This is a genomic window from Allobosea sp. CCNWLY174, from assembly GCF_037120455.1.
Lineage (GTDB): Bacteria > Pseudomonadota > Alphaproteobacteria > Rhizobiales > Beijerinckiaceae > Allobosea > Allobosea lupini.
On record NZ_JBBBBQ010000006.1, the window covers coordinates 99,255 to 125,986 of the forward strand.

At 65.0% G+C, this 26,732-nt stretch carries 25 protein-coding genes; 13 read left to right on the forward strand and 12 right to left on the reverse strand.

Annotation, left to right across the window (positions count from 1 at the left end; all coding sequences use genetic code 11):
* The first annotated feature begins 100 nt into the window (after positions 1-100).
* Positions 101-2,782, forward strand: coding sequence for an excinuclease ABC subunit UvrB (gene uvrB, locus V7S63_RS18310; protein WP_336531241.1), 2,682 nt, complete (start codon positions 101-103; stop codon positions 2,780-2,782).
* 165 nt (positions 2,783-2,947) lie between these two features.
* Entirely contained in the window at positions 2,948-5,476 is a 2,529-nt protein-coding gene (locus V7S63_RS18315) for an RNA-binding domain-containing protein (protein ID WP_336531242.1), read from the forward strand.
* Between the two features lie 626 nt (positions 5,477-6,102).
* Here V7S63_RS18315 and V7S63_RS18320 read toward each other — a convergent pair.
* Positions 6,103-6,399: a hypothetical protein gene (locus tag V7S63_RS18320; RefSeq protein ID WP_152016067.1), complete on the reverse strand. Its 297-nt coding sequence runs from the start codon at positions 6,397-6,399 to the stop codon at positions 6,103-6,105.
* Between the two features lie 125 nt (positions 6,400-6,524).
* Here V7S63_RS18320 and V7S63_RS18325 point away from each other — a divergent pair, with 125 nt between their 5' ends.
* Positions 6,525-6,956, forward strand: a complete 432-nt coding sequence (locus tag V7S63_RS18325; RefSeq protein ID WP_336531243.1) for a DUF2267 domain-containing protein — start codon at positions 6,525-6,527, stop codon at positions 6,954-6,956.
* 3 nt (positions 6,957-6,959) lie between these two features.
* Here V7S63_RS18325 and V7S63_RS18330 read toward each other — a convergent pair whose 3' ends face one another.
* Positions 6,960-7,346 carry a SpoIIAA family protein gene (locus tag V7S63_RS18330; RefSeq protein ID WP_336531244.1) on the reverse strand — a complete coding sequence of 129 codons (387 nt, stop codon included), beginning with the start codon at positions 7,344-7,346 and terminating at the stop codon, positions 6,960-6,962.
* Positions 7,347-7,467: 121 nt separating this feature from the next.
* On the opposite strand from V7S63_RS18330, the gene V7S63_RS18335 reads away from it, so the two are divergent.
* Entirely contained in the window at positions 7,468-7,683 is a 216-nt protein-coding gene (locus V7S63_RS18335; RefSeq protein ID WP_091835064.1) for a hypothetical protein, read from the forward strand.
* A gap of 3 nt (positions 7,684-7,686) precedes the next feature.
* Here V7S63_RS18335 and V7S63_RS18340 read toward each other — a convergent pair whose 3' ends face one another.
* Complete coding sequence (locus tag V7S63_RS18340; protein ID WP_336531245.1) at positions 7,687-8,397, reverse strand: hypothetical protein; 711 nt, start codon at positions 8,395-8,397, stop codon at positions 7,687-7,689.
* Between the two features lie 469 nt (positions 8,398-8,866).
* Here V7S63_RS18340 and V7S63_RS18345 point away from each other — a divergent pair, with 469 nt between their 5' ends.
* Genes V7S63_RS18345 through V7S63_RS18365 form a run of 5 tightly spaced genes read left to right on the forward strand, consistent with a single transcriptional unit; the run spans position 8,867 to position 11,925 of the window.
* Positions 8,867-9,106, forward strand: a complete 240-nt coding sequence (locus V7S63_RS18345; protein WP_091835058.1) for a hypothetical protein — start codon at positions 8,867-8,869, stop codon at positions 9,104-9,106.
* Between the two features lie 11 nt (positions 9,107-9,117).
* The gene (locus tag V7S63_RS18350) at positions 9,118-9,312 is read left to right on the forward strand and encodes a hypothetical protein (protein ID WP_336531246.1); all 195 of its coding nucleotides are present in this window, start codon (positions 9,118-9,120) and stop codon (positions 9,310-9,312) included.
* Positions 9,313-9,319: 7 nt separating this feature from the next.
* Positions 9,320-10,429: a methionine ABC transporter ATP-binding protein gene (locus tag V7S63_RS18355; protein ID WP_336531247.1), complete on the forward strand. Its 1,110-nt coding sequence runs from the start codon at positions 9,320-9,322 to the stop codon at positions 10,427-10,429.
* Positions 10,419-11,084, forward strand: coding sequence for a methionine ABC transporter permease (locus tag V7S63_RS18360; protein ID WP_126114307.1), 666 nt, complete (start codon positions 10,419-10,421; stop codon positions 11,082-11,084). Before V7S63_RS18355 ends, V7S63_RS18360 begins: the two co-directional genes overlap by 11 nt.
* 43 nt (positions 11,085-11,127) lie before the next feature.
* Positions 11,128-11,925, forward strand: a complete 798-nt coding sequence (locus V7S63_RS18365) for a MetQ/NlpA family ABC transporter substrate-binding protein (RefSeq protein ID WP_336531248.1) — start codon at positions 11,128-11,130, stop codon at positions 11,923-11,925.
* 74 nt (positions 11,926-11,999) lie between these two features.
* Here V7S63_RS18365 and V7S63_RS18370 read toward each other — a convergent pair whose 3' ends face one another.
* The 9 genes from V7S63_RS18370 to V7S63_RS18410 form a co-directional block, all read right to left on the reverse strand.
* Positions 12,000-12,713: an ABC transporter ATP-binding protein gene (locus V7S63_RS18370; protein ID WP_336531249.1), complete on the reverse strand. Its 714-nt coding sequence runs from the start codon at positions 12,711-12,713 to the stop codon at positions 12,000-12,002.
* 163 nt (positions 12,714-12,876) lie between these two features.
* On the reverse strand, positions 12,877-13,638 hold the full coding sequence (locus V7S63_RS18375) for an ABC transporter ATP-binding protein (protein ID WP_336531250.1): 762 nt from the start codon (positions 13,636-13,638) through the stop codon (positions 12,877-12,879).
* Positions 13,635-15,527: an ABC transporter permease gene (locus tag V7S63_RS18380; RefSeq protein WP_336531251.1), complete on the reverse strand. Its 1,893-nt coding sequence runs from the start codon at positions 15,525-15,527 to the stop codon at positions 13,635-13,637. The genes V7S63_RS18375 and V7S63_RS18380 overlap by 4 nt, the downstream gene beginning before the upstream one ends.
* Before the next feature lie 105 nt (positions 15,528-15,632).
* Complete coding sequence (locus V7S63_RS18385; RefSeq protein ID WP_336531252.1) at positions 15,633-16,841, reverse strand: ABC transporter substrate-binding protein; 1,209 nt, start codon at positions 16,839-16,841, stop codon at positions 15,633-15,635.
* 268 nt (positions 16,842-17,109) lie between these two features.
* The gene (locus tag V7S63_RS18390) at positions 17,110-17,865 is read right to left on the reverse strand and encodes an SDR family NAD(P)-dependent oxidoreductase (protein WP_336531253.1); all 756 of its coding nucleotides are present in this window, start codon (positions 17,863-17,865) and stop codon (positions 17,110-17,112) included.
* Entirely contained in the window at positions 17,838-18,878 is a 1,041-nt protein-coding gene (locus V7S63_RS18395; protein WP_336531254.1) for a ketopantoate reductase family protein, read from the reverse strand. The genes V7S63_RS18390 and V7S63_RS18395 overlap by 28 nt, the downstream gene beginning before the upstream one ends.
* Entirely contained in the window at positions 18,875-19,822 is a 948-nt protein-coding gene (locus V7S63_RS18400) for an isoaspartyl peptidase/L-asparaginase family protein (RefSeq protein WP_336531255.1), read from the reverse strand. The genes V7S63_RS18395 and V7S63_RS18400 overlap by 4 nt, the downstream gene beginning before the upstream one ends.
* A 174-nt stretch (positions 19,823-19,996) precedes the next feature.
* Positions 19,997-21,601 (reverse strand): ABC transporter substrate-binding protein, encoded by a 1,605-nt coding sequence (locus V7S63_RS18405; RefSeq protein ID WP_091835021.1) that lies wholly within the window; start codon positions 21,599-21,601, stop codon positions 19,997-19,999.
* Positions 21,598-22,149, reverse strand: a complete 552-nt coding sequence (locus tag V7S63_RS18410; RefSeq protein WP_167561635.1) for a MarR family winged helix-turn-helix transcriptional regulator — start codon at positions 22,147-22,149, stop codon at positions 21,598-21,600. The genes V7S63_RS18405 and V7S63_RS18410 overlap by 4 nt, the downstream gene beginning before the upstream one ends.
* Before the next feature lie 94 nt (positions 22,150-22,243).
* Between V7S63_RS18410 and V7S63_RS18415 the strand changes: the two genes are divergently transcribed.
* The 4 genes from V7S63_RS18415 (at position 22,244) to V7S63_RS18430 (ending at position 26,729) form a co-directional block, all read left to right on the forward strand.
* Positions 22,244-22,945 carry a creatininase family protein gene (locus tag V7S63_RS18415; RefSeq protein WP_336531256.1) on the forward strand — a complete coding sequence of 234 codons (702 nt, stop codon included), beginning with the start codon at positions 22,244-22,246 and terminating at the stop codon, positions 22,943-22,945.
* Between the two features lie 97 nt (positions 22,946-23,042).
* Entirely contained in the window at positions 23,043-24,014 is a 972-nt protein-coding gene (locus V7S63_RS18420) for an ABC transporter permease (RefSeq protein WP_100959996.1), read from the forward strand.
* Positions 24,014-24,892, forward strand: a complete 879-nt coding sequence (locus tag V7S63_RS18425; protein WP_091835012.1) for an ABC transporter permease — start codon at positions 24,014-24,016, stop codon at positions 24,890-24,892. Before V7S63_RS18420 ends, V7S63_RS18425 begins: the two co-directional genes overlap by 1 nt.
* 127 nt (positions 24,893-25,019) lie before the next feature.
* On the forward strand, positions 25,020-26,729 hold the full coding sequence (locus V7S63_RS18430; protein ID WP_336531257.1) for an ABC transporter ATP-binding protein: 1,710 nt from the start codon (positions 25,020-25,022) through the stop codon (positions 26,727-26,729).
* Positions 26,730-26,732: the final 3 nt, after the last annotated feature.

Here is a 26,732-nt window from a genome sequence, read left to right on the forward strand (position 1 = left end):
TAAGGTTGCATCTTCCTTCCTGTCAACTCCTGTCACCAACACGTCGCCTTGCGCGCTGCACCCCCTCGCATCCGCCGCAAATCGCTCCCATATTGCGCTCATGCCAAAGAGCACCGATACGACCGCCGCCAAGCCCGAAGTCGCGACCAGGCCGGCTGCGAAGAAATCCGCTGCGACCCGCACGCCCAATTCCAAGGCGAGCAAGCCCGAGCTCAAGCCGCTGGACGGCTATCTCGCCGACCTGCTCAACCCGGCGATCAACCGCGGCAAGGCGGTGCCGGGCGGCGCGGCCGGCTTCAGCGATGCGCCGCAGGCCGGCTATGAGGCGCGGCCGGGCGATGCCGGCGAGGCGAAGCCGCGCAAGCTTTCGAAGAAGGCGGATTCGGCCTTCGATGCCGACAGCGACAGCGCGGCCTCGCTGACGGCGAAATCGCTGCAGGCGCTGCTCGAGACCGGCAGCCCCTTCATCTCCCCCGGTAAGCCCTGGACGCCGCACCGGCCGGAGCGCCCCGAGAAATCGGAAGGCGGCATCCGCTTCAGGATGAAGTCGGATTTCGAGCCGGCCGGCGACCAGCCGACCGCGATCGCCGATCTCGTCGACGGCGTCCGCCGGCAGGAGCGCGACCAGGTGCTGCTCGGCGTCACCGGCTCGGGCAAGACCTTCACCATGGCCAAGGTGATCGAGGAGACGCAGCGCCCGGCGCTCATCCTCGCCCCTAACAAGACACTGGCCGCGCAATTGTACGGGGAATTCAAGAGCTTCTTCCCCGACAACGCGGTCGAGTACTTCGTCTCCTATTACGACTATTACCAGCCGGAGGCCTACGTCCCGCGCTCGGACACCTATATCGAGAAGGAATCCTCGATCAACGAGCAGATCGACCGCATGCGCCATTCGGCGACGCGCTCGCTGCTGGAGCGCGACGACGTCATCATCGTCGCCTCCGTCTCCTGCATCTACGGTATCGGTTCGGTCGAGACCTATACGGCGATGACCTTCTCGCTGAAGCTCGGCGAGCGCATCGAGCAGCGCCAGCTGATCGCCGACCTCGTCGCGCTGCAGTACAAGCGCACCCAGCACGATTTTTCGCGTGGCTCCTTCCGGGTCCGCGGCGACACGGTCGAGCTCTTCCCGGCCCACTATGAGGACCGGGCCTGGCGCATCGGCCTGTTCGGCGACGAGGTCGAATCGATCTCCGAGTTCGACCCGCTCACCGGCCAGAAGACCGGCGAGCTCGAATTCATCAAGGTCTACGGCAATTCGCACTACACCACGCCGCGCCCGACGCTGAACCAGGCGGTCAAGTCGATCAAGGAGGAGCTCAAGGGCCGGCTCGACGAGCTCAACCGCATGGGCCGCTATCTCGAGGCGCAGCGGCTCGACCAGCGCTGTACCTTCGACATCGAGATGATCGAGGCGACCGGCTCCTGCAACGGCATCGAGAACTATTCGCGCTATCTCACCGGCCGCAAGCCGGGCGAGCCGCCGCCGACCCTGTTCGAGTACCTGCCCGACAACGCCCTCGTCTTCACCGACGAAAGCCACGTCACGGTGCCGCAGATCGGCGCCATGTACAAAGGCGACTTCCGCCGCAAGGCGACGCTCGCCGAATACGGCTTCCGCCTGCCCTCCTGCATGGACAACCGGCCGCTGCGCTTCGAGGAGTGGGATGCGATGCGCCCGTCCTCGATCCATGTCTCGGCCACGCCCGGCGGCTGGGAGATGGACCAGACCGGCGGCGTCTTCACCGAGCAGGTCATCCGCCCGACCGGGCTGATCGACCCGCCGGTCGAGATCCGTCCGGCCAAGCACCAGGTCGCCGACCTCCTCGACGAGGTCAAGGAGGTCACCGAGAAGGGCTACCGCACCCTCGTCACCGTGCTGACCAAGCGCATGGCCGAGGACCTGACCGAATACCTGCACGAGAACGGGGTGCGCGTGCGCTACATGCACTCCGACATCGACACGATCGAGCGCATCGAAATCCTGCGCGACCTGCGCCTCGGCGCCTTCGACGTGCTGGTCGGCATCAACCTGCTGCGCGAGGGCCTCGACATCCCCGAATGCGGCTTCGTCGCCATCCTCGACGCCGACAAGGAGGGCTTCCTGCGCTCCGAGACCTCGCTGATCCAGACCATCGGCCGCGCCGCCCGCAATGTCGACGGCAAGGTCGTGCTCTATGCCGACCACGTCACCGGCTCGATGGAGCGGGCGATGGCCGAGACCAATCGCCGGCGCGAGAAGCAGGAGGCCTACAACGCCGCCCACGGCATCACGCCGCAGACGATCAAGCGCGCCATCGGCGACATCCTCGGCTCGGTCTATGAGCGCGACCATGTCACCGTCGACAAGGGCCTGGTCGAGGGGCCGGTCGCCGGCCACAACCTCAAGGCCGCGATCGCCGATCTCGAGAAGCGCATGCGCGAGGCCGCGGCCGACCTCGAATTCGAGACCGCGGCGCGCCTGCGCGACGAGATCAAGCGCCTGCAGGCCACCGAGCTCGCCATCGCCGACGACCCGCTCGCCCGCCAGAGCGATGTCGAGGGCAGCGCCGGCAAGTACCAGGGCGAGCGCAGCTATGGCGCGAGTGCCAACCTGCCGACGCGAGCCCGCAAGCCGACCGACGCCGATATGGGCCCGCACAACTGGGGCGGCGGCGAGGGGCGGCCGAAGGCGAGCGTGGCGCGGCCGCGCAAGCCGACCCTCGATGAGATGGGCCCGGTGCCGGAGGCACGGCCGAAAGGGGCGGGAGAGAGAAGAAGGCGGGGGAAGGGGGGGTGAAGTAGCTCCAGTTTATCGGCGAGATCGCACGTTTTGCTTCCGTATGTTGTTGAGAGTGGAGGGTGGAAGACCCTCTCGTCGAAAATTTCGCGTATGTACGCTTCTAAGAATTGCGAAGCATGCCAGATTAAGCAATCTGAGAAGGATTAAATACGGAGGCGACGAGTGAGAGACGAGCTTCGAGTGCTCCATGCAGCAATAGAGAGCAGGCAGCTGCCAGCGGGATTTTCTGATTTATTTTCTGATCTGTGGAATTGCGATGAGAGACGTTTTCACGTTCAGGAAACATATATTCTCGATTATAAAGAAACAATTCCTGAAAAATGGACCGATTCGTACGGTGCTTCGATTCTTAGGTTGGCTCTAGCCTTCCATAATTCTTATGGTGGGATTGCTGTTTTCGGTGTCAAAGACCGATCTCTAACGGTGTCAGGCGTTTCGGAAGAATTTGACATTGAGTCATTCAATCGAGCGATAACGGATTTTACAGGATCCGATGTTGAGTGTGTCGCAAAGAGTTTCTCTGTTGATGTCGATTCAGAACGAAAAAAGATCATAGCTCTGTTGGTTCCTCGGAGAGGATTCGTTGAACCTGTTAAGCTAAATAGAGACCTTGCGGGGTATAAGAGTGGAAGGATTTGGGTTCGTGATCGACATGAAGTTGTCGAGCCATCAGCTCGACACCTGCCGATAATCTATTCAGACCGAAGTTCTCTACCGGCAGATGTCGGTATGAATTTTCCTATTCATCGGTCGTTTCCACCTTCTCCAGCGACCGTAAAGGAGTTTGTGAATCGACCGGATTTGCTGAAAGCTCTGTGGTCGTGGTTTGTTTTGGGCGATCAGCCTCGGATATATCTTCACGGACCCGGAGGGTCTGGAAAAAGTACTCTGGCATTCGAATTTGCGAGGCTTTTAGTCGAGCATGGGGCTTCAGTTCGATCAAAGAATGGTGATAGATTAGATTATGCCATCTATATTTCGGGAAAAGAGACAGAGCTAAATATTCAGACAGGAAAACAGCAAGCATTCCAGCTTAGACAGTTTTCAAATGCATCAGAACAATTTTCTCAAATTTTGTTTCATTCTGGAATGGTAAGTCTTGGCAAGAATTTTCAGGAAATGGATTATGATTCACTGACGTCCGAATTGTTTGACAATTATTCTGGTTTAATTGTGATCGATGACATCGATGCTCTAAGTAGGCAAAAAATTGACACGGGTGAAGAGTCTCTCTTTATGAAGACTGTTCTCGCGAAGAAGCGCACACGCATTTTGTATACGTTGAGATTCCCTCCTGCCCATGCCTTAAACTCTGCACTGCCTGTTCCCGGGTTGGATGTTGAGACAGAATTTTTTGATTTCTTGGATATATGTTGTAAGCAGTTCGGATCTGCTCCGCCACCAGCGGAAAAAATACCATTGCTCCAAGAGGCTACTAGCAGGCTTCCGCTTTTAATTGAAACAATTATTTGGTTAAAACAATACTGCGGAAATTATACCGAAGCTATCGCTAATTTTAAGGCAAAGGGCGGTGATGAGTCGAGAAGGTATTTGTATCAGAGAGAGTATGATAGGCTCGACTCTTCTGGTAAATCACGCCAATTATTGGCTGGTTTGTTTTTACTAGAGCAGCCTGTTAGTTTCTCAACTCTTTCAGGTTTGTTTCAATTTTCTAAAGAGCAACTAAGAGACGCATTAACAGAGTGTAGTGGCGTTTTCTTGTCGACTTTGGAAGGCGAGGGTGGAGAGACGCTCTACCAATTGACGCCTCCATGTATCCCCTTTGTATCGATCGTATCTGAGCAGCTATCATATTTTAATGGCTTGCGTACGCGAGTTGATCATTTTAAATCCCAAGGGACAAAAACAACACCCGAAGAAGCTGCTGTGATCAGCAGTATGAGCGTTCTAATTCGGCAAAGAAAATTTATCCAAATAGCCCAGATTGGTGAAGGGCGTTCTCAAAGTGATCCAGTTCTACTAAATCCGCGTGTGCAGTCATTACTGGGTCAGGCCTATTCCGAATTGGGGCCGGATTATAGAGAGAAAGCCCGCGAATGTTTTAGACATGCGGAAGGGTTGGCATACCGCGATGGATATATGATGCGACGCTGGTATAATATGGAGTTGGCTTCTGGCTATGGAGTAGCCGAAGCGGAACGAATTTGTAACGTCATGATAAATGACGAAAGATTTGAACCAAGGATTAAGAGTGAATTTTGGAGTAAACTTGGTGCTTGCTATCTTAATAGGGCGACTGCGATATCTCTAGTTAACAAAGATAAGATGCTTGAGCATCTACGGACATCTATCTGTGCTTATCTAGAAGGACTTCGATTAGGGCGCAAGGGAAAAGATTTCGATGCAAGTGATAATCTAAATTGGCTTGAGCGGCCACTTGCAAAATTAATTGGCTCAATGGGTCCAAATGTAGAGCAGGTTTTCTTAATTTTCGAACAAATGTCTGAACGCAGAAATGACATCGATCGTGATGGTGCTGAGTTAATATTCATGTATCTAACACGTTTGCAGCAGAGGCCGGATTCGAAGATGAAGAGCTATATAGTTGGCTTGTGCTCACGAACTTCATCAAAGATAAAAAAATCAATCAGAAAGATCGATGAAATGCCGGGATTTACGTTCGTATTGCAGGCTCTCGCTGCTTTTCAAATAGAAATAGGTGATGCCTAGCGACAGGGTAGAGGGCGATTTTATCCCCGCCCTCCGAACCTCCCGTATGATGCCGCGCATCCCATCCCCGAGGGGCGGCCGACCGGAGGCATGTCGTTTGGCGGGATGGGTGCGGCGCCTGCGGGCGAGGGTTGCGCCTCGCTCCCGGGAGGCTTCGGGAACCGACCTGGAGGCACTACGACCTCTGCGCGAGGAGCTCGCTAGACCGCGCCGGCTTCTGAAGCCGGCGCGACAGAAGCGCGGCCCGGAGCTTTCAAATCGCCGCCAAGCGGAGCGCCACGGGGCGTGCGGATGGTGGCTCAATCCATCCGCGCCGCTTCCGTAGCTCACGGAAGCGGATACCAAACCAGCGCCTCGCGGCGCTCCGCTGCCCCTCACATGCGACAACGCCCGCAGGCTGAGCCTGCGGGCGGGGAAAAGCTTGGGCGCGAACCCTTTTCCCCTCGGGGGAGAAGGTGGCAGCGTGGAGCGCTGACGGATGAGGGAAGTCCAGCCCGACGCTCAGCGCTCACCCGGTCGTCCCGCCCTCATCCCCTGCCGGACCTTCTCCCCGAGGGGAGAAGGAGGCTAATGAATTCCGCGCCCTTCGCCCTGGGGGACAGGGAGGCGAAGGGCGCGGCGACCGCTCAGAAGCGGTCGTAACGGTCGTGATGGCGGCGGCCATGGGCCGGGGCCCAAGGCGGCGGACCGCCGCGGCGGTGGCCGTAGCCGTAGCCGCGGTCATAGCCGCGATGGTGGCGGCCATAGCGCTGCTGGCGTTCCATATTGCGCTGGATCTCCCACATCCGGTGCTCGCGGTTGTGCCGGACATAGGTCGCCTCGACCTTGTCGAGCGCCGCAGCGCCGCTGAAGGTTTCGCTGGCGGCGGCCGGGGTCACGGCGGCGCCGAGTGCAATCGCCGCGGCGATGAGAAGGTGTCGCATGGGGCATCTCCTTTGGTTGCCGCGATAAAAGCGGGTCTGTCCAGAACTCCGCGTGAACGGAATAGTTCGCTGGCGTTCATCTTCGCCCGGTTTCCGCCGCGGGCCTGCGAGGCTATGATGCCGGCATGCCCCTGCCGCCCGACTTCGTCCACGCCTCGCGCGACCTCGAACGCTTTCTGCTCGATGCCCGCGAGACGCTGGGCCACGCGACCACCCATCAGACCTGGTACTCGGTGCTCGGCGTCTTCGTCACCTTCCGGGCGCGCCTGTCGGTACCGCAGGCGGTCGCTTTCGCGCAGGCGCTGCCGCCGCTCCTCGGCGCGATGTTCCTCTACGAGTGGGACCCGGCGCAGGAGCCGCTGGCCTTCGCACCGCGGGCGGAACTGGCGCGCGAGGCGATGGGATTTCGCATCGAACACAGCTTTCTGCCGGAGAGCGCGATCGAGGATGTCGCCGCCGCGCTCTGGCGGCATGTCGATCGGCGCGCCTTCGCGCGCATACTCGACACCTTGCCGCCGGAAGCGTGGGCGTTCTGGGCTTTGCCTGCTGAAACCTGAAGGTCAGGCGTTCGGCCCGCCCTCGATCTCGCTCGCCCAGGCGAGCGCTGCATCGAACTCGCCCGGTTTGAAGCTCCTGACCTCGACGAAGGGCACGAGCGGGCCGGCGATGGCGACCAGCGTCTCGATCCAGCCCTTGTCGGTGACCACGGCCTCGCGCGGGAAGCGCCGGAGCTGCGTCAGCTTGCCGAAGCCGTAGCGCGCATCCTTGAGGCCGGCGCGAAAGGTCATGTCCTCGAAGCCGGTGAGATCGGCGAGGATGCCTAGTTTTTCGTGGCGTTCGAGCTTGCTCTCGATTTCGGCGATCAGCCTGTCGAAATCCGGCTCCGACAGCGTCCCCGTGATGCGAAAGGCCGCGACATGGTCGGCGGCGGGAAGGATGTCGAGCATGGGCGCCTCCTGGTCTGCACCGGAAACAACGCAGGCCTGCGGGCGAAGTTCGCAGGCGAACCATCGCCGGGCCGCGGCGTTGGCAATGCGAGGGGGCTCGACGCACGCAAAGGAGACGATGATGGCCAATGCAGGCGGGAAGCTCGGTCCGAGCATCAAGGGCAAGGGCGATGGCACCGGCGCGACGAGCACGCGGCCGGTCTCGCTTCAGGATCACAAGGTGCTCTCCAATCGCGACAAGACGCAGCTCAACCGCGGCCGCGGCCTCGACGGCAAATGGATCGAGAACGAGCAGGTCTACGAGACGCAAGCGAACAAGCGCTCTCAGGATGGGTAAGCCCTATTTCAGCGCGATGATCAGCATCAGGAAGACGAGGATGATCAGGACCTGCTTCAGGCTCCAGTTGATCCGCCGCAGCTGTTCGGCGACCGGGTCTTCCGGCTCCTCCGCTTCCTGATCGGGCTGCCCGGACGCAACAAAGGCCGGGTCGCCAGGCGGGTCCAGCGGGCGCCAGCTGATGCTGTGCACCCGGCCATGCGCCTGGCGTGTGCGGCCATCGGCCTCCGGCGCGAGATGGAAGACCGGTGGCTCTTCGTCCGCAGTGCCATCGCGCAGCCAGAGATTGGTCGTCGCGGCGAAGGAGAGATGACCGGCGCGTCCGTCAATGAGGTCCTGCCGCAGCGCTGCGAATAGGGGTTGCGGCAGGAAGAGTTCGGCGGCGAGCCGGTCGTCGAGATCGCCCTGTGCCCCGGCGGGCAGGCTGAGCCGCAGCAGCGGCGCGCTCTGCCCGGGGAAGGAGCGGATTGTCAGGGACAGGTCCTGCGCCGGTTCCGGCTGGTCGATCCGGGCGATCCGCGCGCGATCCGGCCGGGCATGGCCCTCGATTCGGGCGGCATCATGCAGCACGCCGTCGCGCCAGTCGTGCCCGGAGACCGCGACGAGCCCGTCGGCCGTGAAGGCGAGCGGCCTGCCGACGTCCTGGACGAAGGTGCTGCCCGCCACCGTCATCCGGCCGTCCGCGCTGCTGGCGCTGTCCGTCCTGTCGTTCATCCCATCCCCACGTTGAGTCGGAGCGGACGATAGCAGGTCGGGCCCGCGACGCCAGAATGGCATGTTGTTCTACGTCAAGGGAGGAATGGGCTGCGCCGGAAAAGAAAATTTCCTTCTCTTGCCGTTCGACGAAAGGCTCTTCCTGATCGGTGCGTACCTTTAAAAGAACGTTTGGATTGACATGCAGAACGGCATTTCCTAGATTGCGGATGTCGTCGGGTCACCGATGGCCGCGGAGATTTGAGCGAGCAGCTTGCGCCGCGTCACCAAACGCTAAAGCGCCACGACGTGGTCGTGGGCTCCCCAGCTTGAGGAGATGAACATGACCGGCTCCGTTCTCCGCCCTGTCGAACCGATCGTCCGTTCGATGATGTGTTGTTGTCGTCGCTGATCCAGCGCTGACGCCGTTCCGCGGCATCAATCCAGACATCACCGTACTACAGGGCGCCGTAACGCGGCGAAGGTCATCATGTCGTTCCAGTCCCAGGTCATTCCCAGCCCGCCGGCTCGTCAGGCTTATGTCATCGAGATCGGCGAAACCCAGGCGGGTCTCGTCGCCCGCGGCGCCGATGAGCGCTTCTTCACCTTCATCTCGGCATCGGCCGCCTTCGACCGGCTCGAAGGCCAGCGCTTCGCCACGCCGGTTGCGGCCGAACTGGCTGCGCGCCAGCTCGTCCGTTCGCGTCCCGGCCTGCGCTTGGCGGCCTGAGGAGCACCTCGGTGACGCTGTTCGAGACACTGCGCGCGGCATTCGCCGCCTGGTTCGAGCGGGCCGTGCCGGCCGAACCAAGCGAGCCGCGCTGGCTGGAGCGGCCTGTGGCCGAGCTCGGCGCCGAGGAGCGCCGCCGCTCGATCCGCGAGGTCACGCTCGAGCAATTGGGCATTGCGCACTGGTCGTGCCACACGCATTTCTGAGGTCATGATGAACGCCCCCGTGAAGCCCGGCGCCTTTCGCGTCGAGGCCCTGCTTCCGACGCCACCGGCCGATGCGATCATTCGCTTCGAGGCCGTCGGCAAGACTTATCCCAGCCGCGACAGCCAGGAGCCGGTGACGGCGCTCGCCGGCATCGACCTCGTCGTGCCGCGCGGCAGCATCGTCGGCGTGATCGGCCGCTCCGGCGCCGGCAAGTCGACGCTGATCCGCCTGGTCAACGGGCTGGAACGTGCCACCTCGGGCCGTATCCTGATCGAGGGCGAGGACGTCACCAATCTGACCGAGGCCGGCTGGCGCGAGCGCCGACGCGCCACCGGCATGATCTTCCAGCATTTCAACCTGCTGTCGTCGCGCACGGTGTTCGACAATGTCGCGCTGCCGCTGGAGATCGCCGGCGTGCCGCGGGCGAAGATCGTGGCGCAGGTCAGCCGCCTGCTGGACCTGGTCGGGCTCGCCGACAAGCGCGAGCGCTATCCGGCCGAACTCTCCGGCGGCCAGAAGCAGCGGGTCGGCATTGCCCGGGCGCTCGCTACTGAGCCGAAGGTGCTGCTCTGCGACGAGGCGACCTCGGCGCTCGATCCCGAAACCACCCGGGCGATCCTGGCCCTGCTGAAGCAGGTCAATCGCGAGCTCGGCATCACCATCCTTTTGATCACCCACGAGATTCCGGTGATCAAGGAGATCTGCGACCGCGTCGCGGTGATTGAGGGCGGCCGCATCGTCGAGGAGGGCGAGACCTTCGAGGTGATGACCAAGCCGCGCCATCCGACCACGGCGAGCTTCGTCGAGGCGGTGACCGGCGTCGAGGTGCCCGACTATCTCGCCGGCCGCATCCATCAGCAGGCGCTGGCCGGCGACAGCGCCGTGCTGCGCATCGCCTTCACCGGCGAGAACGCGACGACGCCGGTGATCAGCCGCCTCAGCGCCGTGATCGGCGTCGACGTCAACATCCTCGCCGGCCGCATCGATGCGATCGGCGACAAGCCCTTCGGCAGCCTGCTGGTCTCGGTGCCGGCGAGCGAGCCCGAGCTCGCCGCCGTCTTTGGCGCGCTGAAATCCCTCGATCTCAAGGCGGAGCTGGTCGGCCATGTCTCCTGAACTCATCCGTCTCATCATCGAGGCGACCGGCGACACGCTGCTGATGGTCGCGATCGCCGCCGGCCTCGGCACCGCGCTCGGCCTGCCGCTCGGCGTCTTCCTCGCCACCAGCAAAAAGGGCGAACTCTTCGCCGCGCCTGCGGTCAATGCCGTGCTCGGCGCGCTGGTTAACGCAACGCGCTCGACGCCCTTCATCATCCTGGTCGTCGCGATCATCCCCTTCACCCGGCTGATCGCCGGCACCTCGATCGGCACCTTCGCTGCGACCGTGCCGCTGACGGTCGCAGCGACGCCCTTCATCGCCCGCCTGATCGAGGGGGCGATCCGCGAGGTCGATCAGGGCCTGGTCGAGGCCGCTCGCTCGATGGGCGCGACGCCGCTGCAGATCGTGCGCAAGGTGCTGGTGCCCGAGGCGCTGCCGGCGATCGTGCTCGGCCTGACGCTCGCTCTCGTCAGCCTGCTCGGCTTCTCGGCCATGGTCGGCGCCGTCGGCGGCGGCGGGCTGGGCGATCTCGGCATCCGCTACGGCTATCAGCGCTTCATGCCGGATGTGATGGCGATCGTCGTCGCCGTGCTGATCGTCCTCGTCCAGACCGTGCAGAGCGTCGGGGACCGTCTTTCGCGCCGCCTCAACAAGCGCCTGCGCCACGCCTGATTGCTTTCCTTTTTCAACCCGTTCAGTTCACCAAGGAGCCACTATGTCCATCTTCGTCAGCCGCCGCATTGCGCTCGGCCTTGCCGCTTCGTTCGTCATCGCCGCCCCGGCGCTCGCCCAGCAGAACCAGGTCGTCCGCATCGGCGCCTCGCCCGGCCCGCATGCCGAGATTCTCGAGAAGGTGAAGCCGATCGCCGCCAAGAACGGGCTCGACCTCAAGATCATCGAGTTCTCCGACTATGTCGTTCCGAACCAGGCGCTGGCCGCCGGCGAGCTCGAGGCGAACTCGTTCCAGAACCAGCCCTATCTCGACAACCAGGTGAAGGATCGCGGCTTCAAGATCGTCAGTGTCGGCCTGACCGTGAACTTCCCGCTCGGCATCTATTCGTCGAAGTACAAGAGCTGGGCCGAGGTTCCTGATGGCGCCACCGTCGCGATCCAGAACGACCCGACCAATGGCGGCCGCTCGCTGCTGCTCCTGCAGGACAAGGGCGTGATCAAGCTCAAGGACGGCGTCGGCTTCAAGCCGACCGTCGCCGACATCGTCAGCAACCCGAAGAAGCTGAAGATCATCGAGATAGAGGCCGCCCAGACGCCGCGCTCGCTCGCCGACGTCGCCGCCGCCGCGATCAACACCAACTACGCGGTCGACGCCAAGATCGAACCGACCTCGGCGATCCTGCGCGAAGACCCCAAGGGTCCCTATGTCAACCTGATCGCGGTGCGCGAGGCCGACAAGGACAAGCCCTGGGTCAAGGCGCTGCTCGCCTCCTATCACACCCCCGAGATCAAGGCCTTCGTCGCCGAGCGCTTCAAGGGCTCGGTCCTCGCCGGCTGGTAAGGCTCCTCCCCCCAGGCCGTGGTCACGGCCGGGCACCTGCCCCGGAAGCGCAAGCTTCCGGGGTTTTTCGTCGGTTACACCGACAGGTATTGCGCCCGGACGGCGTCGTCGGCCTTGAGCTCGTCCATCGTGCCGGTGAAGCGGATCAGGCCCTTCTCGATGATGGTGGCGCGGTCGGCGACCGAGCCGGCGAAATGCAGGTTCTGCTCGGAGATCAGCACCGAGAGCCCTTCGCTCTTCAGCGCCAGGATGGTCTTGGCCATCTCCTCGACGATCACCGGCGCGAGGCCCTCCGAGGGCTCGTCGAGCAGGACGAGCTTGGGGTTGCCCATCAGTGTACGGGCGATGGTCAGCATCTGCTGCTCCCCGCCCGACATCGCCCCGCCCGGCCGGTCGCGCATGCGCCCGAGATTGGGGAAGAGCTGGAACAGCCGCTCCGGCGTCCAGTGCGGCGCGCCCTCGCGCTTGGGCCGCTGCGCCACCGAGAGGTTCTCCATCACGCTGAGTTCGGAAAAGACGCGCCGTTCCTCCGGCACATAGCCGATGCCGAGGCGGGCGATCTCGAACGGCTCGCGCCCGACGATGGTGTGCCCCTCGAAGGTGACGCGGCCGGCCTGTGGCGGCACCAGCCCCATCACTGCCTTCATCGTCGTCGACTTGCCGGCGCCGTTGCGGCCCATCAGGGCCAGCACCTCGCCGCGCCCCATCGAGAAGCCGACGCCGTGCAGGATATGGGCGCGGCCGTAATAGGCGTTGAGGCCTTCGATCTCGAGCATGGTTTGGGTCATCGCTCGCTTCTCACCGTTCGAAACAAGCTTGGTCGTCCCGGGCGACCGTAGGGAGACCCGGGACCCATTCCGGAACCTCTTTCGGCTAAGCTCCGGAATGGATCCCGGATCTCCGCTGCGCTCCGTCCGGGATGACGGCGCGAATGATTGAAAACGATCATTCCTAGTGGCCTCCCGAGGTCGCGCCGGAGCCGAGATAGACCGCGCGCACGGCCGGATCGTTGCGGACCTCCTCGGCACGGCCCTTGGCGATCAGCTTGCCTCGGTCGAGCACGAGGATCGCGTCGGAATGGGCGAAGACCACGTCCATGTCGTGCTCGGTGAACAGCACGGCGATGCCGCGCTCCCGGGCGATCTCGGCGGTCAGCGCCATCAGCGCGATGCGCTCGCGCGGTGCCATGCCGGCGGTCGGCTCGTCCATCAGCAGAAGCTTCGGCTTGTTGGCGATCGCGACCGCGAGCTCGACCCGCTTCAGGTCACCATAGGCGAGGACGCCGCAGGCACGCTCGGCCTGGTCGAGCATGCCGACTTGGCCAAGCAGCGCGTCCGCCTCGGCGACATGGCGGTCCTTGGCCCGGCCGAACAGTGTCCACGTCTCGCCGGCATGCGAGATCAGCGCCATCTGCACGTTCTCGCGTACGCTCATCGAGGCGAAGGTCGCGGTGATCTGGAAGGTACGGCCGACGCCGAGCCGCCAGACCTCGCGCGGCTTGAGGCCGGTGATTGTCTTGCCGTCGAAGATCACCTCGCCGCGGTCGGAGGGGAGCTGGCCGTTCAGCATGTTGAAGCAGGTCGTCTTGCCGGCGCCGTTCGGGCCGATCAGCGCCAGCAGCTTGCCGGCCTCGACCGAGAAGCTGACATCGTCGACGGCGCGCACGCCGCCGAAGGACTTGCCGAGATTGCGGACTTCGAGAACCGGGCTCATCGGGCGGGCTCCGGCGTGGCGGCGACGGGCGTGGCAGGCTCGGCCTCGCGCCGCCGTTCGGCGAAGGCGAGGGCGGTGCCGACCAGCCCGCGCGGGAACAGGATGACGAGCAGGACGATCGAGGCGCCGAGCACGAAGCGCCAGTACATCGTCGCCTTCATCAACTGCTCCTGCAGGCCCATATAGGCGAAGGCGCCGACGATCGGGCCCGACACGGTTTGGACGCCCCCGAGCAGCACCATCAGCAGGCCGTCGACGGAGCGCGGGATCGCCAGATAGGTCGGGAAGACCGAGCCCTTGAAGAAGGCGAACAAGGCGCCGGCGATGCCGGCAGCGAAGGCCGCTATGATGAAGGCGATCCACTGGATGCGCATCACCGGCAGGCCGATCGCCTCGGCCCGGAGAGGACTGTCGCGGCCGGCCCGCAAGGCATAGCCGAAGGGCGCGAAGACCACGACGCGAAGGCAGAGGATCGCGGCGACGCAGACCGCGAGCGCGAGATAGTAGTAGACCAGTTTCGAGCTCGCCCAGGCCGCCGGCCAGACACCGAGAATACCGTTGTCGCCGCCGGTGACGTCGACCCATTGGAAGGCGGTCGCCCAGGCGATCTGGGCGAAGGCGAGCGTCAGCATGGCCAAATAGACGCCCGACAGCCGCACGCAGAACCAGCCGAAGACGAAGCCGGCGATGCCGGCGAGGAAGGGCGCGAAGGCGAGCGCCGGCAGCATCGGCATGCCCAGCCATTTAACCGCAAGCGCCGCGCCATAGGCACCCAGCCCGAAATAGGCGGCGTGGCCGAAGGAGGCCATGCCGCCGGGGCCCATCATGAAGTGCAGCGACGCCGCGAACAGCGCGAAGATCGAGAGCTCGGTCAGCGTCAGCAGCCAGTGGTCGGCAACGATGAAGGGCGCGATCAGCAGCACGGCGAGCGCCGCGAGCCCGATCAGCTTGACGCTATGGCTGGCCGGCAGCAGCAGCGGCTCGACCGGGCCATGGGCATGGGCACTGCCGACCGGACGCTTGCCCATCAGCCCGTAGGGCTTGATCACCAGCACCACGGCCATCACCAGGAAGACCAGCACCAGCGTGATCTTCGGGAAGATCAGGATGCCGAAGGCGTGGATGATACCGATCAGCACCGCGGCGAGATAGGCGCCGGTGACGCTGCCGAGCCCGCCGACGACCACGACGACGAAGGCCTCCGAGATCATCGACAGGTCCATGTGCAGGTTCACCGCCTCGCGCGGTAGCTGCAGCGCGCCGCCGAGGGCGGCAAGGCCGGCGCCGAAGGCGAAGACCGAGGTGAAGAGCAGGCGCTGGTTGACGCCGAGGGCGCCGACCATCTCCCGGTCCTGCGTTGCGGCGCGGACCAGCGTGCCCCAGCGCGTCTTCTGGAACAGGAACCAGAGCAGGCCGAGCATGATGGGCCCGACCACGATCAGGAAGAGCTCGTAGCTCGGGAAGCGGCTGCCCATCAGCACGACGAAGCTCTTGAAGCCGGGCGCGCGCGGGCCGAGCTTGTCCTCCGGCCCCCAGATGCCGAGCGCGATGTCCTGCACCATCAGCACCAGGCCGAAAGTGGCGAGCAGCTGGAACAGCTCCGGCGCCTGGTAGATCCGGCGCAGGATCACGATCTCCACGAGCGCGCCGAGTGCCGCGACGATGAGAGCCGCCAGCAGCACGCCGCCCCAGAAGCCGAGCGCGTCGGCCGGCCCGAAGCGGGTGACTAGTGTGAAGGCGAGATAGGCGCCCAGCATGTAGAAGGAGCCATGCGCGAAGTTCACGATCCGCGTCACGCCGAAGATGATCGACAGCCCGCAGGCGACGAGAAAGAGCGACGAGGCCGAGGCCAGGCCGTTGAGCGTCTGCGCGAAGATCAGATCGATCATGCGAGGTTCCGTCGAAACAACCGAAAAAGGGCGCAATTCTCCCGCGGCCGCAGCTTTCCGCCGCGGCCGGGTCAGCCATAGTCTAGATCAGGTCGGAGCTGGCGCTTAGCCCGCCGGGCGAAGCGTCTTCACCTCCGCATCGGACGGCAGGTATTTGGCGCCGTCGGCATAGCGCCAGTCGACCATCACGCCCTTGCCGTCCTTGACCGCGGTCTTGCCGACATAGGCGCCGAGCGTCGCCTGGTGGTCGGAGGCGCGGAACTCCACCGGGCCGAAGGCCGAGGTGAACTTCAGCCCCTTCATGGCGTCGATGAGCTTCTCGTTGTCCGTCGTGCCCGCCTTGGCGAGGCCGGCGGCGATGGCGTTCATGGTGTCGAAGCCGACGACCGAGCCGAGGCGCGGATAGTCGTTGTACTTGGCCTTGTAGGCATCGCGGAACTTGACGTGATCCGGCGTCTGGATGTCGGCATGCGGATAGCCGGTCACGATCCAGCCGACCGGCGCCTCGGCGCCGAGCGGGTCGAGATATTCAGGCTCGCCGGTCAGCATCGAGACCACCGTCCGACCTTCGAACAGGCCGCGGGTGTTGCCCTGGCGCACGAAGTTCGAGAGGTCGGCGGCGAAGGTGACGTTGAAGATCGCATCGGGCTTGGCGGCTTCGAGCGCCTGCACGGTGGCGCCGGCATCGATGCGCCCGAGCGCCGGGAACTGCTCGGCGACGAACTCGACGTCGGGCTTGGCCTTCTTCAGCAGTTCCTTGAACCACTTCACCGCCGACTGGCCGTATTCGTAGTTCGGCGCCACGGTCGCCCATTTCTTGGCCGGGAGCTTGGCCGCTTCCTCGACCAGCATCGCCGCCTGCATGTAGGTCGAAGGGCGCAGGCGGAAGGTGTAGCGATTGCCCTTGGCCCAGACGATCGCGTCCGAGAGCGGCTCGGAGGCGACATAGAGCCGCTTGTTCTGCAGGGCGTAGTCGGCGATGGCGAGGCCGACATTGGAGAGGAAGCCACCCGACAGCAGGTCGACCTTCTCGGCGTTGATCAGCTCGCCGGCGAGGCGCACCGAATCCTCCGGCTTGCCGGCATCGTCGCGGAACAGGGTCTCGACCTTGCGGCCGAGCACGCCGCCGGCGACGTTGACCTGCTCCAGCGCCAGCTCCCAGCCCTGGCGATAGGGCTTCAGGAAGGCGGGCTGCGAGGTGTAGCTGTTGATCTCGCCGATCTTGATCGGCGCGCCCTGGGCGCGCAGCAGCGACGGCGTGGTCAGCGCGACGGCGCCGAGCGCAGCTCCGCTGACGAATTGGCGACGGTCCATCTGGTGGCTCTCCCGTTGATCGCACGTCTTACGCATCCACAGCCCCTCGCTGCGCGATTTCCTACCCTAGGCCAGTGCAGCGCACTGCAACAAGCCGGGGTGAAAATTCGTTTGTATGCGTATGAAATCTCGACTGCGTTTCGCAGTTTGTCAATCGTCGAAAAACAGGCGGGGCTGCCACCGGGTTGAGCAGCGCGCGGTCGGGCGATGCGGGTGGGCTGTCAGGTCGGCCGATTTGCGTCAGCCATGTCGTGCGGGTTTGGTCGTCTCAGGAGCGCCCGCCATCGACCGAGAGGATCTGGCCGGTCACCCAGCCTGCCTGCTCGGAGAGGAAGAACAGGCTGGCATGGGCGATATCCTCGGGCGTGCCGAGCTTGCGGGTGTGGATGCCGTCGATCAGCCGCTTCTGGCCATCCGGCCCATAGGATTCCCATTGCCGCTCGGTCGCGGGATTGGAGCGGACGAAGCCGGGAGCGACCGAGTTGACGGTGATGCCATCGGGCCCGAACTCCCAGGCGAGCTGCCTTGTCAGGCCGACCAGAGCGTGCTTGGCGCTGGCATAGGCCTGGATGCCGGTCAGGCTCGGGCGCAGGCCGGCGCCGGAGGAGATGTTGACGATACGGCCGTACCCGGCCCGCTTCATCGCCGGGGCCACAGCTTGCGACAGGAAGAAGGCGGCATCGACATTGGCGGCAAAGATGGCGCGCCAGTCGCTCTCGGAAATCTCCTCGATCGGCCGGCCGGTTTGGCCGCGCACGCCGCCGGCGGCGTTGACCAGCAGGTCGAGCCGGCCCTCGGCGGCGAGGATCGCGCCCACCAGGTCTTTGGCGGCCTCCGGGCTGCCGAGATCGGCGACATGGGCGCTCGCGCCGAGCGCATCCGCGCTGGCGGCGACGCCCTCCGCATCGAGATCGGCGAGATGGACCTTCGCGCCGGCCTGCGCCAGCGCGGCGGCGATGGCGCGGCCGATGCCCTGGGCTGCGCCGGTGACGAGGGCTACGCGGTCGTCGAAGCGGATCTGCATTGCTCGATAAGGACCTTCAGCGTGTCCAGGGACATCGGGCGGTGGCCGTCCTCGATGTCCTGAATCAGGGATACCAACAGTTCCAGGGCCGGCGTGGCGACGCCGACCTCGCGCCCGAGCCGCGAGATGATGCCGATCTGCGCCTGGCCCTCGGTCTTGCGCTTGCGCACGGCAAGATCGCGCCAGATGCCGGAATGGGTCTTGGCCGTCTTCGAGGTGTAGTCGGCGAGCCAGGCGATCGTTTCGACCTGCGGGCCGTCCGGTGCGCCCGGCGCGAACACGGCAGGGTCGAATTCGCCGAAGCCTAGCGAGGTGACGCCGCGCGCTGCCGCGACCGCGCCGACCTCGCGCCCCAGTGTCAGCCAGACCGGCAGGCGCTGCGGGTCGGCGAAATTCGCCGACATCGAGTCGTTGGTGAGAGCGGTGCCGAACAGCATCGCGCCATAGGCGAGCTTGCCCCAGAGATAGCCGTAGATGTTGTCGGTCAGGACCGCGTCCGGCTCGAAGATCGCGAGCAAACGGTGCATCTCCCGCACGCGCTCGCTCATCGCCCCATTGAGCTCGCCGACCACCACGGCGCCGCGATTGCCGTAGAGGATCTCGCCCGGCCCATGCCAGTCGGCGCCGAAATTGACGAAGCAGCCCATCGTCCGCGCTTCACCGACCGTCTTGGCGATGGTGATCTCGTTGAGCCCGTTCTGGGCCGAGAGCACGAAGCCATCGGCGGCGAGATGCGGCTTCAGGGCGGCAAGCGCAGCGTCGGTAGCGCCTGCCTTCACTGCCAGCACGATGCGCGAAAACGTACCGGTCAATTCCTGCGGCGTCACCGCCGGCACGACCTGGCGGAAGTCCTCGACCGGGCCGGTGATCGCTAGGCCCGTGGTCCGGCAGGCCTCGACATGCTCGGGAACGATATCGACCAGGAGCACCGGCACCCCGGCCCTTGCCCAATAGGCACCGAGCGTGCCGCCGATCGCGCCGGCGCCCCAGATCAGGATGGGTTCGGTCGTCATGCCTGCCCCATCACCTCGACATCGGCATGGGTTGCGACATGGACGAGCCCGTCCGGCGTCACCCAGCCCCGATACATGCCTTCGGAATTATAGGGCGCGACGATCGTGCCGTCGGCTCCAACGGCGACGAGCCCGGCGCCGATCTTGTGCTGGGTCAGTTCGGCGATGGCGCGATCGGCCGCCTCCTTCAGCGAGAGGCCGGCATAGCCGATCAGCGACGCGATCTCGTGGCCGATGCAGTAGCGGATGAAGAACTCGCCCTTGCCCGTACCCGACACGGCGCAGCGCCCGTCGCGGGCATAGGTGCCGGCGCCGATGATCGGGGAATCGCCGACGCGTCCCGGGGGCTTGTTGGTGTAGCCGCCGGTCGAGGTGGCGGCGGCGAGATGGCCGTTGGCGTCGAGCGCGACCGCGCCGACCGTTCCGTGCTTTTCGGCCTCGCTCGCCTCGCCGGCGGTGCCGACGAGTTCGCGGATCTTCATCGATGCCAGGTTCTTGCGCCGTCTTTCGGTCGAGAAATACTCGTTCTCGACGATGTCGAGCCCCTCGGTCTGGGCGAAGGCGTCGCCGGCGGGACCGGTCAGCAGCAATGGATCGCCGCGATGCATCAGCGCCTTGGCGGCGCTGACCGGGTTGCGGATGCGCTTGACCGCGCAGAGCGCGCCGGCCGCCAGCGTCGAACCGTCCATGATCGAGGCGTCGAGCTCATGCTCGCCATCGGCATTGAAGGCGGCGCCATGGCCGGCGTTGAAATGGACGGAATCCTCGATCACCAGCACGGCGGCCTCGACCGCATCGACCGCGCTGCCGCCCTTGGCGAGAACAGCCCAGCCGGCCCGCAGCGACTTGGCGAGATGGGCCTTGGCCTCGGCCCATTCGGCGTCGGTCATCTCGGCCTTGGGCAAGGTGCCGCAGCCGCCATGAATGGCGAGGGCGATGGTCATGCTGAAACATCCTCAGGTGCAATCCCTTCTCCCCTCGGGGGAGAAGGTGGCAGCGCGAAGCGCTGACGGATGAGGGAAGGACGGGCAAGTCGGCTGCCGCCTCATCCGGTCGCGCTGCCCTCATCCGTCTGCTTCGCAGACACCTTCTCCCCCAAGGGGAGAAGGGTTAGAGCCTCACTTCGCCGGCTTGATGTCCATGGCGAGGGTGTCCTCGTCGACGCGCGGGCGAATCGTCACCTTGGCCTTCTGCATCGCCCAGGCTGAGCCGACGGCGAGGATCGGCAGGCGCGGCCGGTCCTTGGCGACGATGGCGTTGGCCTGCGAGAGCAGGTCGTTGCGCTTGGCCTCGTCCATCTCGATCGCGGCGTCTTCGATCAGCTTGTCGAGCTCGGCGTTCTTGTAGCCGAGCACGTTGAAGGCGCCGAGCTTCTTGGCCGGGTCGTTCGAGTGCACGACCGAGGAAAGCGTGTAGTTCGCCTCGCCCGTCAGCGTGCCCCAGCCGGACATCGCCAGCGAGAACTCGCCGCGGGTTCGGGCCGGGAAGAAGACGGCGCCGGGCTGGGCGTTGGCGTTCACCTCGATGCCGATCCGCGCCAGCATCTGCGCGATCGAGGTACCGACCTGGCGGTCGCCCGGCAGGCGGTCATTGGTGAAGGAGAACGAGACCTTGAAGCCGTTGGGATAGCCGGCCTCCTCCATCAGCTTCTTCGCCTTGGCGAGATCCGGCTTCAGCGGCGGCAGGCTCTTGTTGAAGCCGGCGATATCGGGTGTCACCAGCTGGTTGGCCGGGGCGCCGAGCCCTTCCATCGCGATCTCCACCAGCGCCGGCCGGTCGATGGCGAGGTCGATCGCCTCGCGCACCTTGGCGTCCTGCAGCGGATTCTTGGGCAGGGCCGAGCCGTCCTTGGCGCTGATCTGCGGGGATTTGTCCCGCATGTCGAGTTCCATGTTGAAGACATAGACCGTGTCGATCGTGGCGACGGTGAGCTTGGCGTCGCGCTTAAGGGTCGGCACGTCGGAGGCCGGCGCGCGTACGATGATGTCGACCTGCCCGGCCTTGAGCTGGGCGACGCGGGCGGCATCGTTCGGCAACTCCTTGCGCAGCACGCGCTGCCACGGCTCCTTCTCGCCCCAGTAGCCGTCGAAGCGCTCGAGCACGAGCTGGTCCTTCGGCGTCCAGGACACGAACTTGTAGGGGCCGGTGCCGATCGCCGCCTTGCCGGTGTTGAAGGCGTCGTTGGCATTGTCCTTGGTCAGTCCCGCCGCGGCCTTGTGCGAGACGATGAACAGGCGGATGAAATCGTTCGGCAGGTTCGGCGCCGGCCCATCGGTGACGATGTGGACGGTGAGCGGATCGACGATCTTCACCTCCTTGACGCGCCGGACATAGATCGTCGTCGGATTCGGGCCGGCGACGACCGGGATGCGCTCGATCGAGAACTTGACGTCCTCGGCGGTGAAGTCGGAGCCGTCATGGAACTTGACGCCGGGACGCAGCTTGAACTCCCAGACGGCGGGCTCGATCGCCTTCCAGCTCAAGGCGAGCCGCGGCTCGATCTGGAGCTTGTCGCCCGACCAAGTCAGCGTGTCGAAGACATGCTTCAGCGCCTCGGCATGCGTGCCGGTCGCGGTGAAATGCGGGTCGATCGATTCCGGCCCGGCGCGGACGCCGATCGTCAGCGTCTGCGCCATCGCGGCGCCGGAGAGCGGCAGCCCGATCAGGGCGGCGAGGGCCACGGTCCGCCATAACGGGGACCGGTGCGGCAAAGGCTTGGTCATGTTGAGGTCCCTTCGGGTTCGAGATCGGCAGGCCACGCTGGTGAGGCGATCACCATCTTGTCCATCAATTCGCACAGCTGCTTCTGCTCGGCTTCGGTCAGCACTGCGAGCATCGCAGTCTGCTGTCCCACCATCATCGGCATGGTCTCGTCGAAGATGGCGCGCCCCGCCGGCGTCAGCGCCAGCACATAGCTGCGCAGATCGGCCGGATCGGTCTCGCGCTTGAGCAGGCGCCGCTGCAGCAGCTTCTGGATCGCGCGCGAGAGCGTGTTCTTGGGCAGGCCGGCGGAGGAGACGATGTTCTTGGCCGCGACGCCGCCCTTGAGCCCGACAGCGTAGAGCGCGACGAATTCCGGCCGTACCAGTCCGTAGCGCGTCTCGATCCAGCGATAGACCGGGTCGTTGAAGCGGAAGGCGATGAAATTGAGCCGGAACGACAGCCAGCAGGGATTGTCCCAGAGCTTGGTGACGGTCAGCGGGTCAAGCTCGCGCAGCGCCGCCTCGCGGTCGCGGTCGAGCTTGGACAAGGAAGTCGGGGCGCGTGCCATCTCGGACATCCAATTTAGTTCCATATGGAACTTGACGGTCCCGTATACCGCTGTCAAGGATGACGCGGTTTCGCCGAAACGCAAGGATCAGGCCGTGCTCGTCGCCCGGATGAACTGGATGCAGATCGAGGAACAGGCGAAGCGCGACGATCGCTGCGTGCTGCCGCTCGGCTGCGTCGAACAACACGCCTATTTGAGCCTCGCCACCGACGCGATCCTGTCCGAGCGTATCGCCGCCGAGGCGGCCGAGCCGCTCGGCATCCCGGTCTTCCCGGTTCAGGCCTATGGCATGACGCCGGGCTTTACCGCCTATCCCGGCACGATCTCGCTGCGGATGACCACCTATATCGCCCTGCTCGAGGACCTGCTCGAAGGGGTCTACCGCTCCGGTTTCCGCCGCATCGTGCTGGTCAACGGCCATGGCGGCAACACGCCGGTGATGACGGCGGTGACCGAATGGATGGGCCGGCGCCCCGATGCCAGCGTCAAGATGCACAATTGGTGGGCAGGGCCGCGCTTCCAGCAGGCGGTGAAGGCGACCGACCCGGCAGCCTCGCATGCCTCCTGGATGGAGAATTTCCCCTGGACGCGCCTCGAAGGCGTGACCCTGCCCGATGGGGTGAAGCCGCCCTTCGATGCCGCGCTCTACCAGGCCGCCAGTCCGCAGCGGAAGCGCGAGATCCTCGGCGACGGCAATTTCCATGGCCGTTACCAGCGGCCGGACGAGGACATGCTGGCGCTCTGGGCCGTGGGCGTCGAGGAAACCCGCGCGGTGATGGTCGAGAGCTGGCCGTGATGACCTATTCTGCCGCTGTCTCTATCCAGGAGAGCGGCAACGAATCCCCTCTCCTTGGCATGGAGGTTGCGAAGCAACGGCGACGAATGTCCCTCCGATGCTGACCCATGTCATCGAGCGTATCCTGCAGGCGCTGGCCGTCATGCTGGTCATGTCGGCGCTTGTCTTCGTCGGCGTCTACGCGATCGGCAACCCTATCGACGTTTTGATCGGCCCCGATGTCAGCCAGGACATCAGGCTCGACACCATCGCCCGCTACGGCCTGGATAAGCCGCTGTGGGAGCAGTATTTCACTTTTCTCGATCGCGTCCTGCACGGCGATTTCGGCCGCTCCTTCGTCTTCGGCATGCCGGTGCTGGAACTGATCCTGTCGCGCCTGCCGGCGACGCTGGAACTGACGCTGGCGGCCGTTCTGGGGGCGGCGCTGATCGGCATCCCCGCAGGCATCTATGCCGGCTACCGGCCGGACAGCCCGCTGTCCAAGCTGATCATGGCGCTCTCGATCCTCGGCTTCTCGGTGCCGACCTTCTGGATCGGCCTCGTCCTGATCATGACCTTCGCCGTCGAGCTGCAATGGCTGCCGGCCGGCGGGCGCGGCGAGACCGCCCGGCTCTTCGGCGTCGAATGGAGCTTCCTGACGCCGAACGGCCTGTCGCATCTTTTGCTGCCGGCGTTGAACCTCGCCTTCTTCAAGCTCGCGCTGATGACCCGGCTGGCGCGGGCCGGCACGCGCGAAGTCATGCTGACCGACACCGTGAAATTCGCCCGCGCCGCCGGCATTCCGGAGAGCGTCATCCTGCGTCGGCATGTCCTGCGCCTGATCTCGATTCCGCTGGTCACCGTCTTCGGGCTGGAATTCGCCTCGACGCTCGCCTTCGCCGTGGTGACCGAGACGATCTTCTCCTGGCCCGGCATCGGCAAGCTGATCATCGATTCCATCCAGTCGCTCGACCGGCCGGTGATGGTCGCCTATCTGATGCTGGTCGCCTTCGTCTTCATCATGATCAACTTCCTGGTCGACCTGACCTATTTCGCGCTCGATCCGCGACTGCGGAAGGGCCGGGCGTGATGCGGACCGAAACGCCCATCGCCCGCTTCTGGAGCGAGTTCCGCGAGAGCCGCATCGCTGTTGCCGCGCTCGTCGTCGTCGTCCTGATGATCGGCGTCGCCGTGCTCGCGCCGCTGATCGCGCCGCAGAACCCTTACGACCTCGCCAATCTCGTTCTGTCCGACGCCCGCCGTCCGCCGGGCTATGTCGGCTCCAGCGGCTATACCCATTGGCTCGGCACCGACGCGCAGGGGCGCGACCTGCTTTCGGCCATCCTCTATGGCCTGCGCATCTCCCTGCAGATGGGGCTGGTCGCCGGCGCCTTCGCCTTCGCCATCGGCGTCACGCTCGGCATCGCCGCCGCCTATCTCGGCGGCCGGCGCGAGGCCTTCATCATGCGCGTGATCGACCTGCAGCTCGCCTTCCCGGCGATCCTGCTGGCGCTGGTGATCTCGGCCCTGCTCGGCCAGGGCAAGGCGCAGCTCATCGCCGCGCTGGTCGCGGCACAATACGCCTATTTCGCCCGCACCGCCCATGGCGCCGCCTCGGCCGAGCGCGGCAAGGACTATGTCGAGGCGGCGCTGTCGACGCCATTGCCGGCCCGGCAGGTGATCTGGCGCCACATCCTGCCGAACTGCCTGCCGCCGCTGATCGTGGTCGCGACCGTGCAGGTCGCCAACGCCATCGCGCTGGAGGCGACGCTCTCCTTCCTCGGCGTCGGCCTGCCGGTGACCGAGCCTTCGCTGGGATCGCTGATCGCCAACGGCTTCCAGTACATGCTGTCGGGCCGCTACTGGATCTCGATCTATCCGGGGCTCGCCTTGATCCTGCTGATCGTCGCGATCAACCTGGTCGGCGACCAGATCCGCGACCAGGTCAATCCGAGGCTGAAGCGATGAGGGAGGGTGCGAGCACGCTCCGTCATGGTCGGGCTTGTCCCGACCATCCACGCCTTCGTAGGTCGAGGGCTGTGTTCAGGACGTGGATGCTCGGCACAAGGCCGAGCATGACGGGGGAGGTGTGCTCATGACAGACGCTCCCCTTCTCGAGGTCCGTGACCTCACCACGCAATTCTTCACCGGCGCCGGCGTGGTGAGGGCGGTCGACGGCGTCTCGTTCTGCCTGCGTCGCGGCGAGGTGATGGGCCTTGTCGGCGAATCCGGCTCGGGGAAAAGCGTGACCGGCTTCTCGATCATCGGCCTGATCGACCCGCCCGGCCGCGTCGCGAGTGGTTCGGTGAAGCTCGATGGCCGCGAGCTCGTCGGTCTGCCGGCAGACGAGTTGCGCAGCTTGCGCGGCCGGGTCGTCTCGATGGTCTTCCAGGACCCGCTGATGACGCTGAACCCGGTGCTGACCATCGGCGAGCAGATCAGGCTGGCGATCGAGGCGCACCGATCGATGTCCGCTGCCGAGGCGCGCCAGCGCGCCATCGCCGGCCTCGCCCAGGTCCGCATCCCGCGCCCCGAGGCGACGGTCGATTTCTACCCGCACCAGCTCTCAGGCGGCATGCGCCAGCGCGTTGCCATCGCGATCGCGCTGCTGCACCGGCCGAAGCTGATCATCTGCGACGAGCCGACGACGGCGCTCGACGTCTCCATCCAGGCCGAGATCCTCGCCGAGATGAAGGAGCTCGTCGCCGAGCTCGGCACGGCGCTGATCTGGATCAGCCACGACCTCGCCACCGTCGCCTCGATCGCCCAGCACGTTGCGGTGATGCGGCTCGGCAAGATCGTCGAGGCCGGCCCGACGCTCGATGTGCTGACGCGCCCGCAGCACGCCTATACCCGCGCTTTGCTGGACGCATTGCCCTCGCGTGCCAGGCCTGGCGAGTTCCTGCTGCGCGGCGGCGGCGTTCCCGATGCCGCCCCGCCCGCCCGCAAGCCGGCGGCAGCCGCTGCCGCGCCGGTACCGGGCGCGCCCTATTTCGTCGCCGATCGCGTCAGCAAGCGCTTCGAGTCGCGGCCCCGCGCCCTGCGCGCACTCGGCCAGAAGCTGGGCATGCTGCAACCGCCGCCGGCAGTGATGGCGGTCGACGAGGTCAGCTTGACTGTCCCACGCGGCGAGGCGCTCGGGCTCGTCGGCGAATCCGGTTCGGGCAAGTCGACGCTCGGGCGCATGGCGGCCGGCATCTACGCGCCCACTTCGGGCACCGTTCGCCTCGAGGGCCTGCCGGTGATGAGCGAGGGGGCCGAGCCGAAGAAGCTGACCACCCGGGTCCAGACGATCTTCCAGGACCCGTTCGCCTCGCTCAACCCGCGCATGCGCATCGGCGAGGGCATCGCCGAGGGGCCGCTCGCCCATCGGCTGGTCGACAAGTCCGCTAGCGGAGCTTACGTCCGCGACTGGCTCGCCGCGGTCGGGCTCGACCCCGCCTTCGCCGAGCGCTACCCGCACCAGTTCTCCGGCGGCCAGCGCCAGCGCGTCGCCATCGCCCGTGCGCTCGCCATGCAGCCCGATCTCGTCATCTGCGACGAGCCGGTCGCCTCGCTCGACGTCTCGATCCAGGCGCAGATCATCAACCTGCTGATGCGGCTGCGGGCCGAGCTCGGCCTGACCCTGATCTTCATCTCGCACGACCTCTCGGTGGTCCGGCATCTCTGCGACCGCGTCGCGGTGATGTATCGCGGCCGCATCGTCGAAGAGGGGCCGGCAGGCGAGGTCTACGACAACCCGCAGCACGACTACACCAGGCGGCTGCTCGCGGCCGTACCGGTGCTGCCCGAGGCGGCAGCGTAAGAT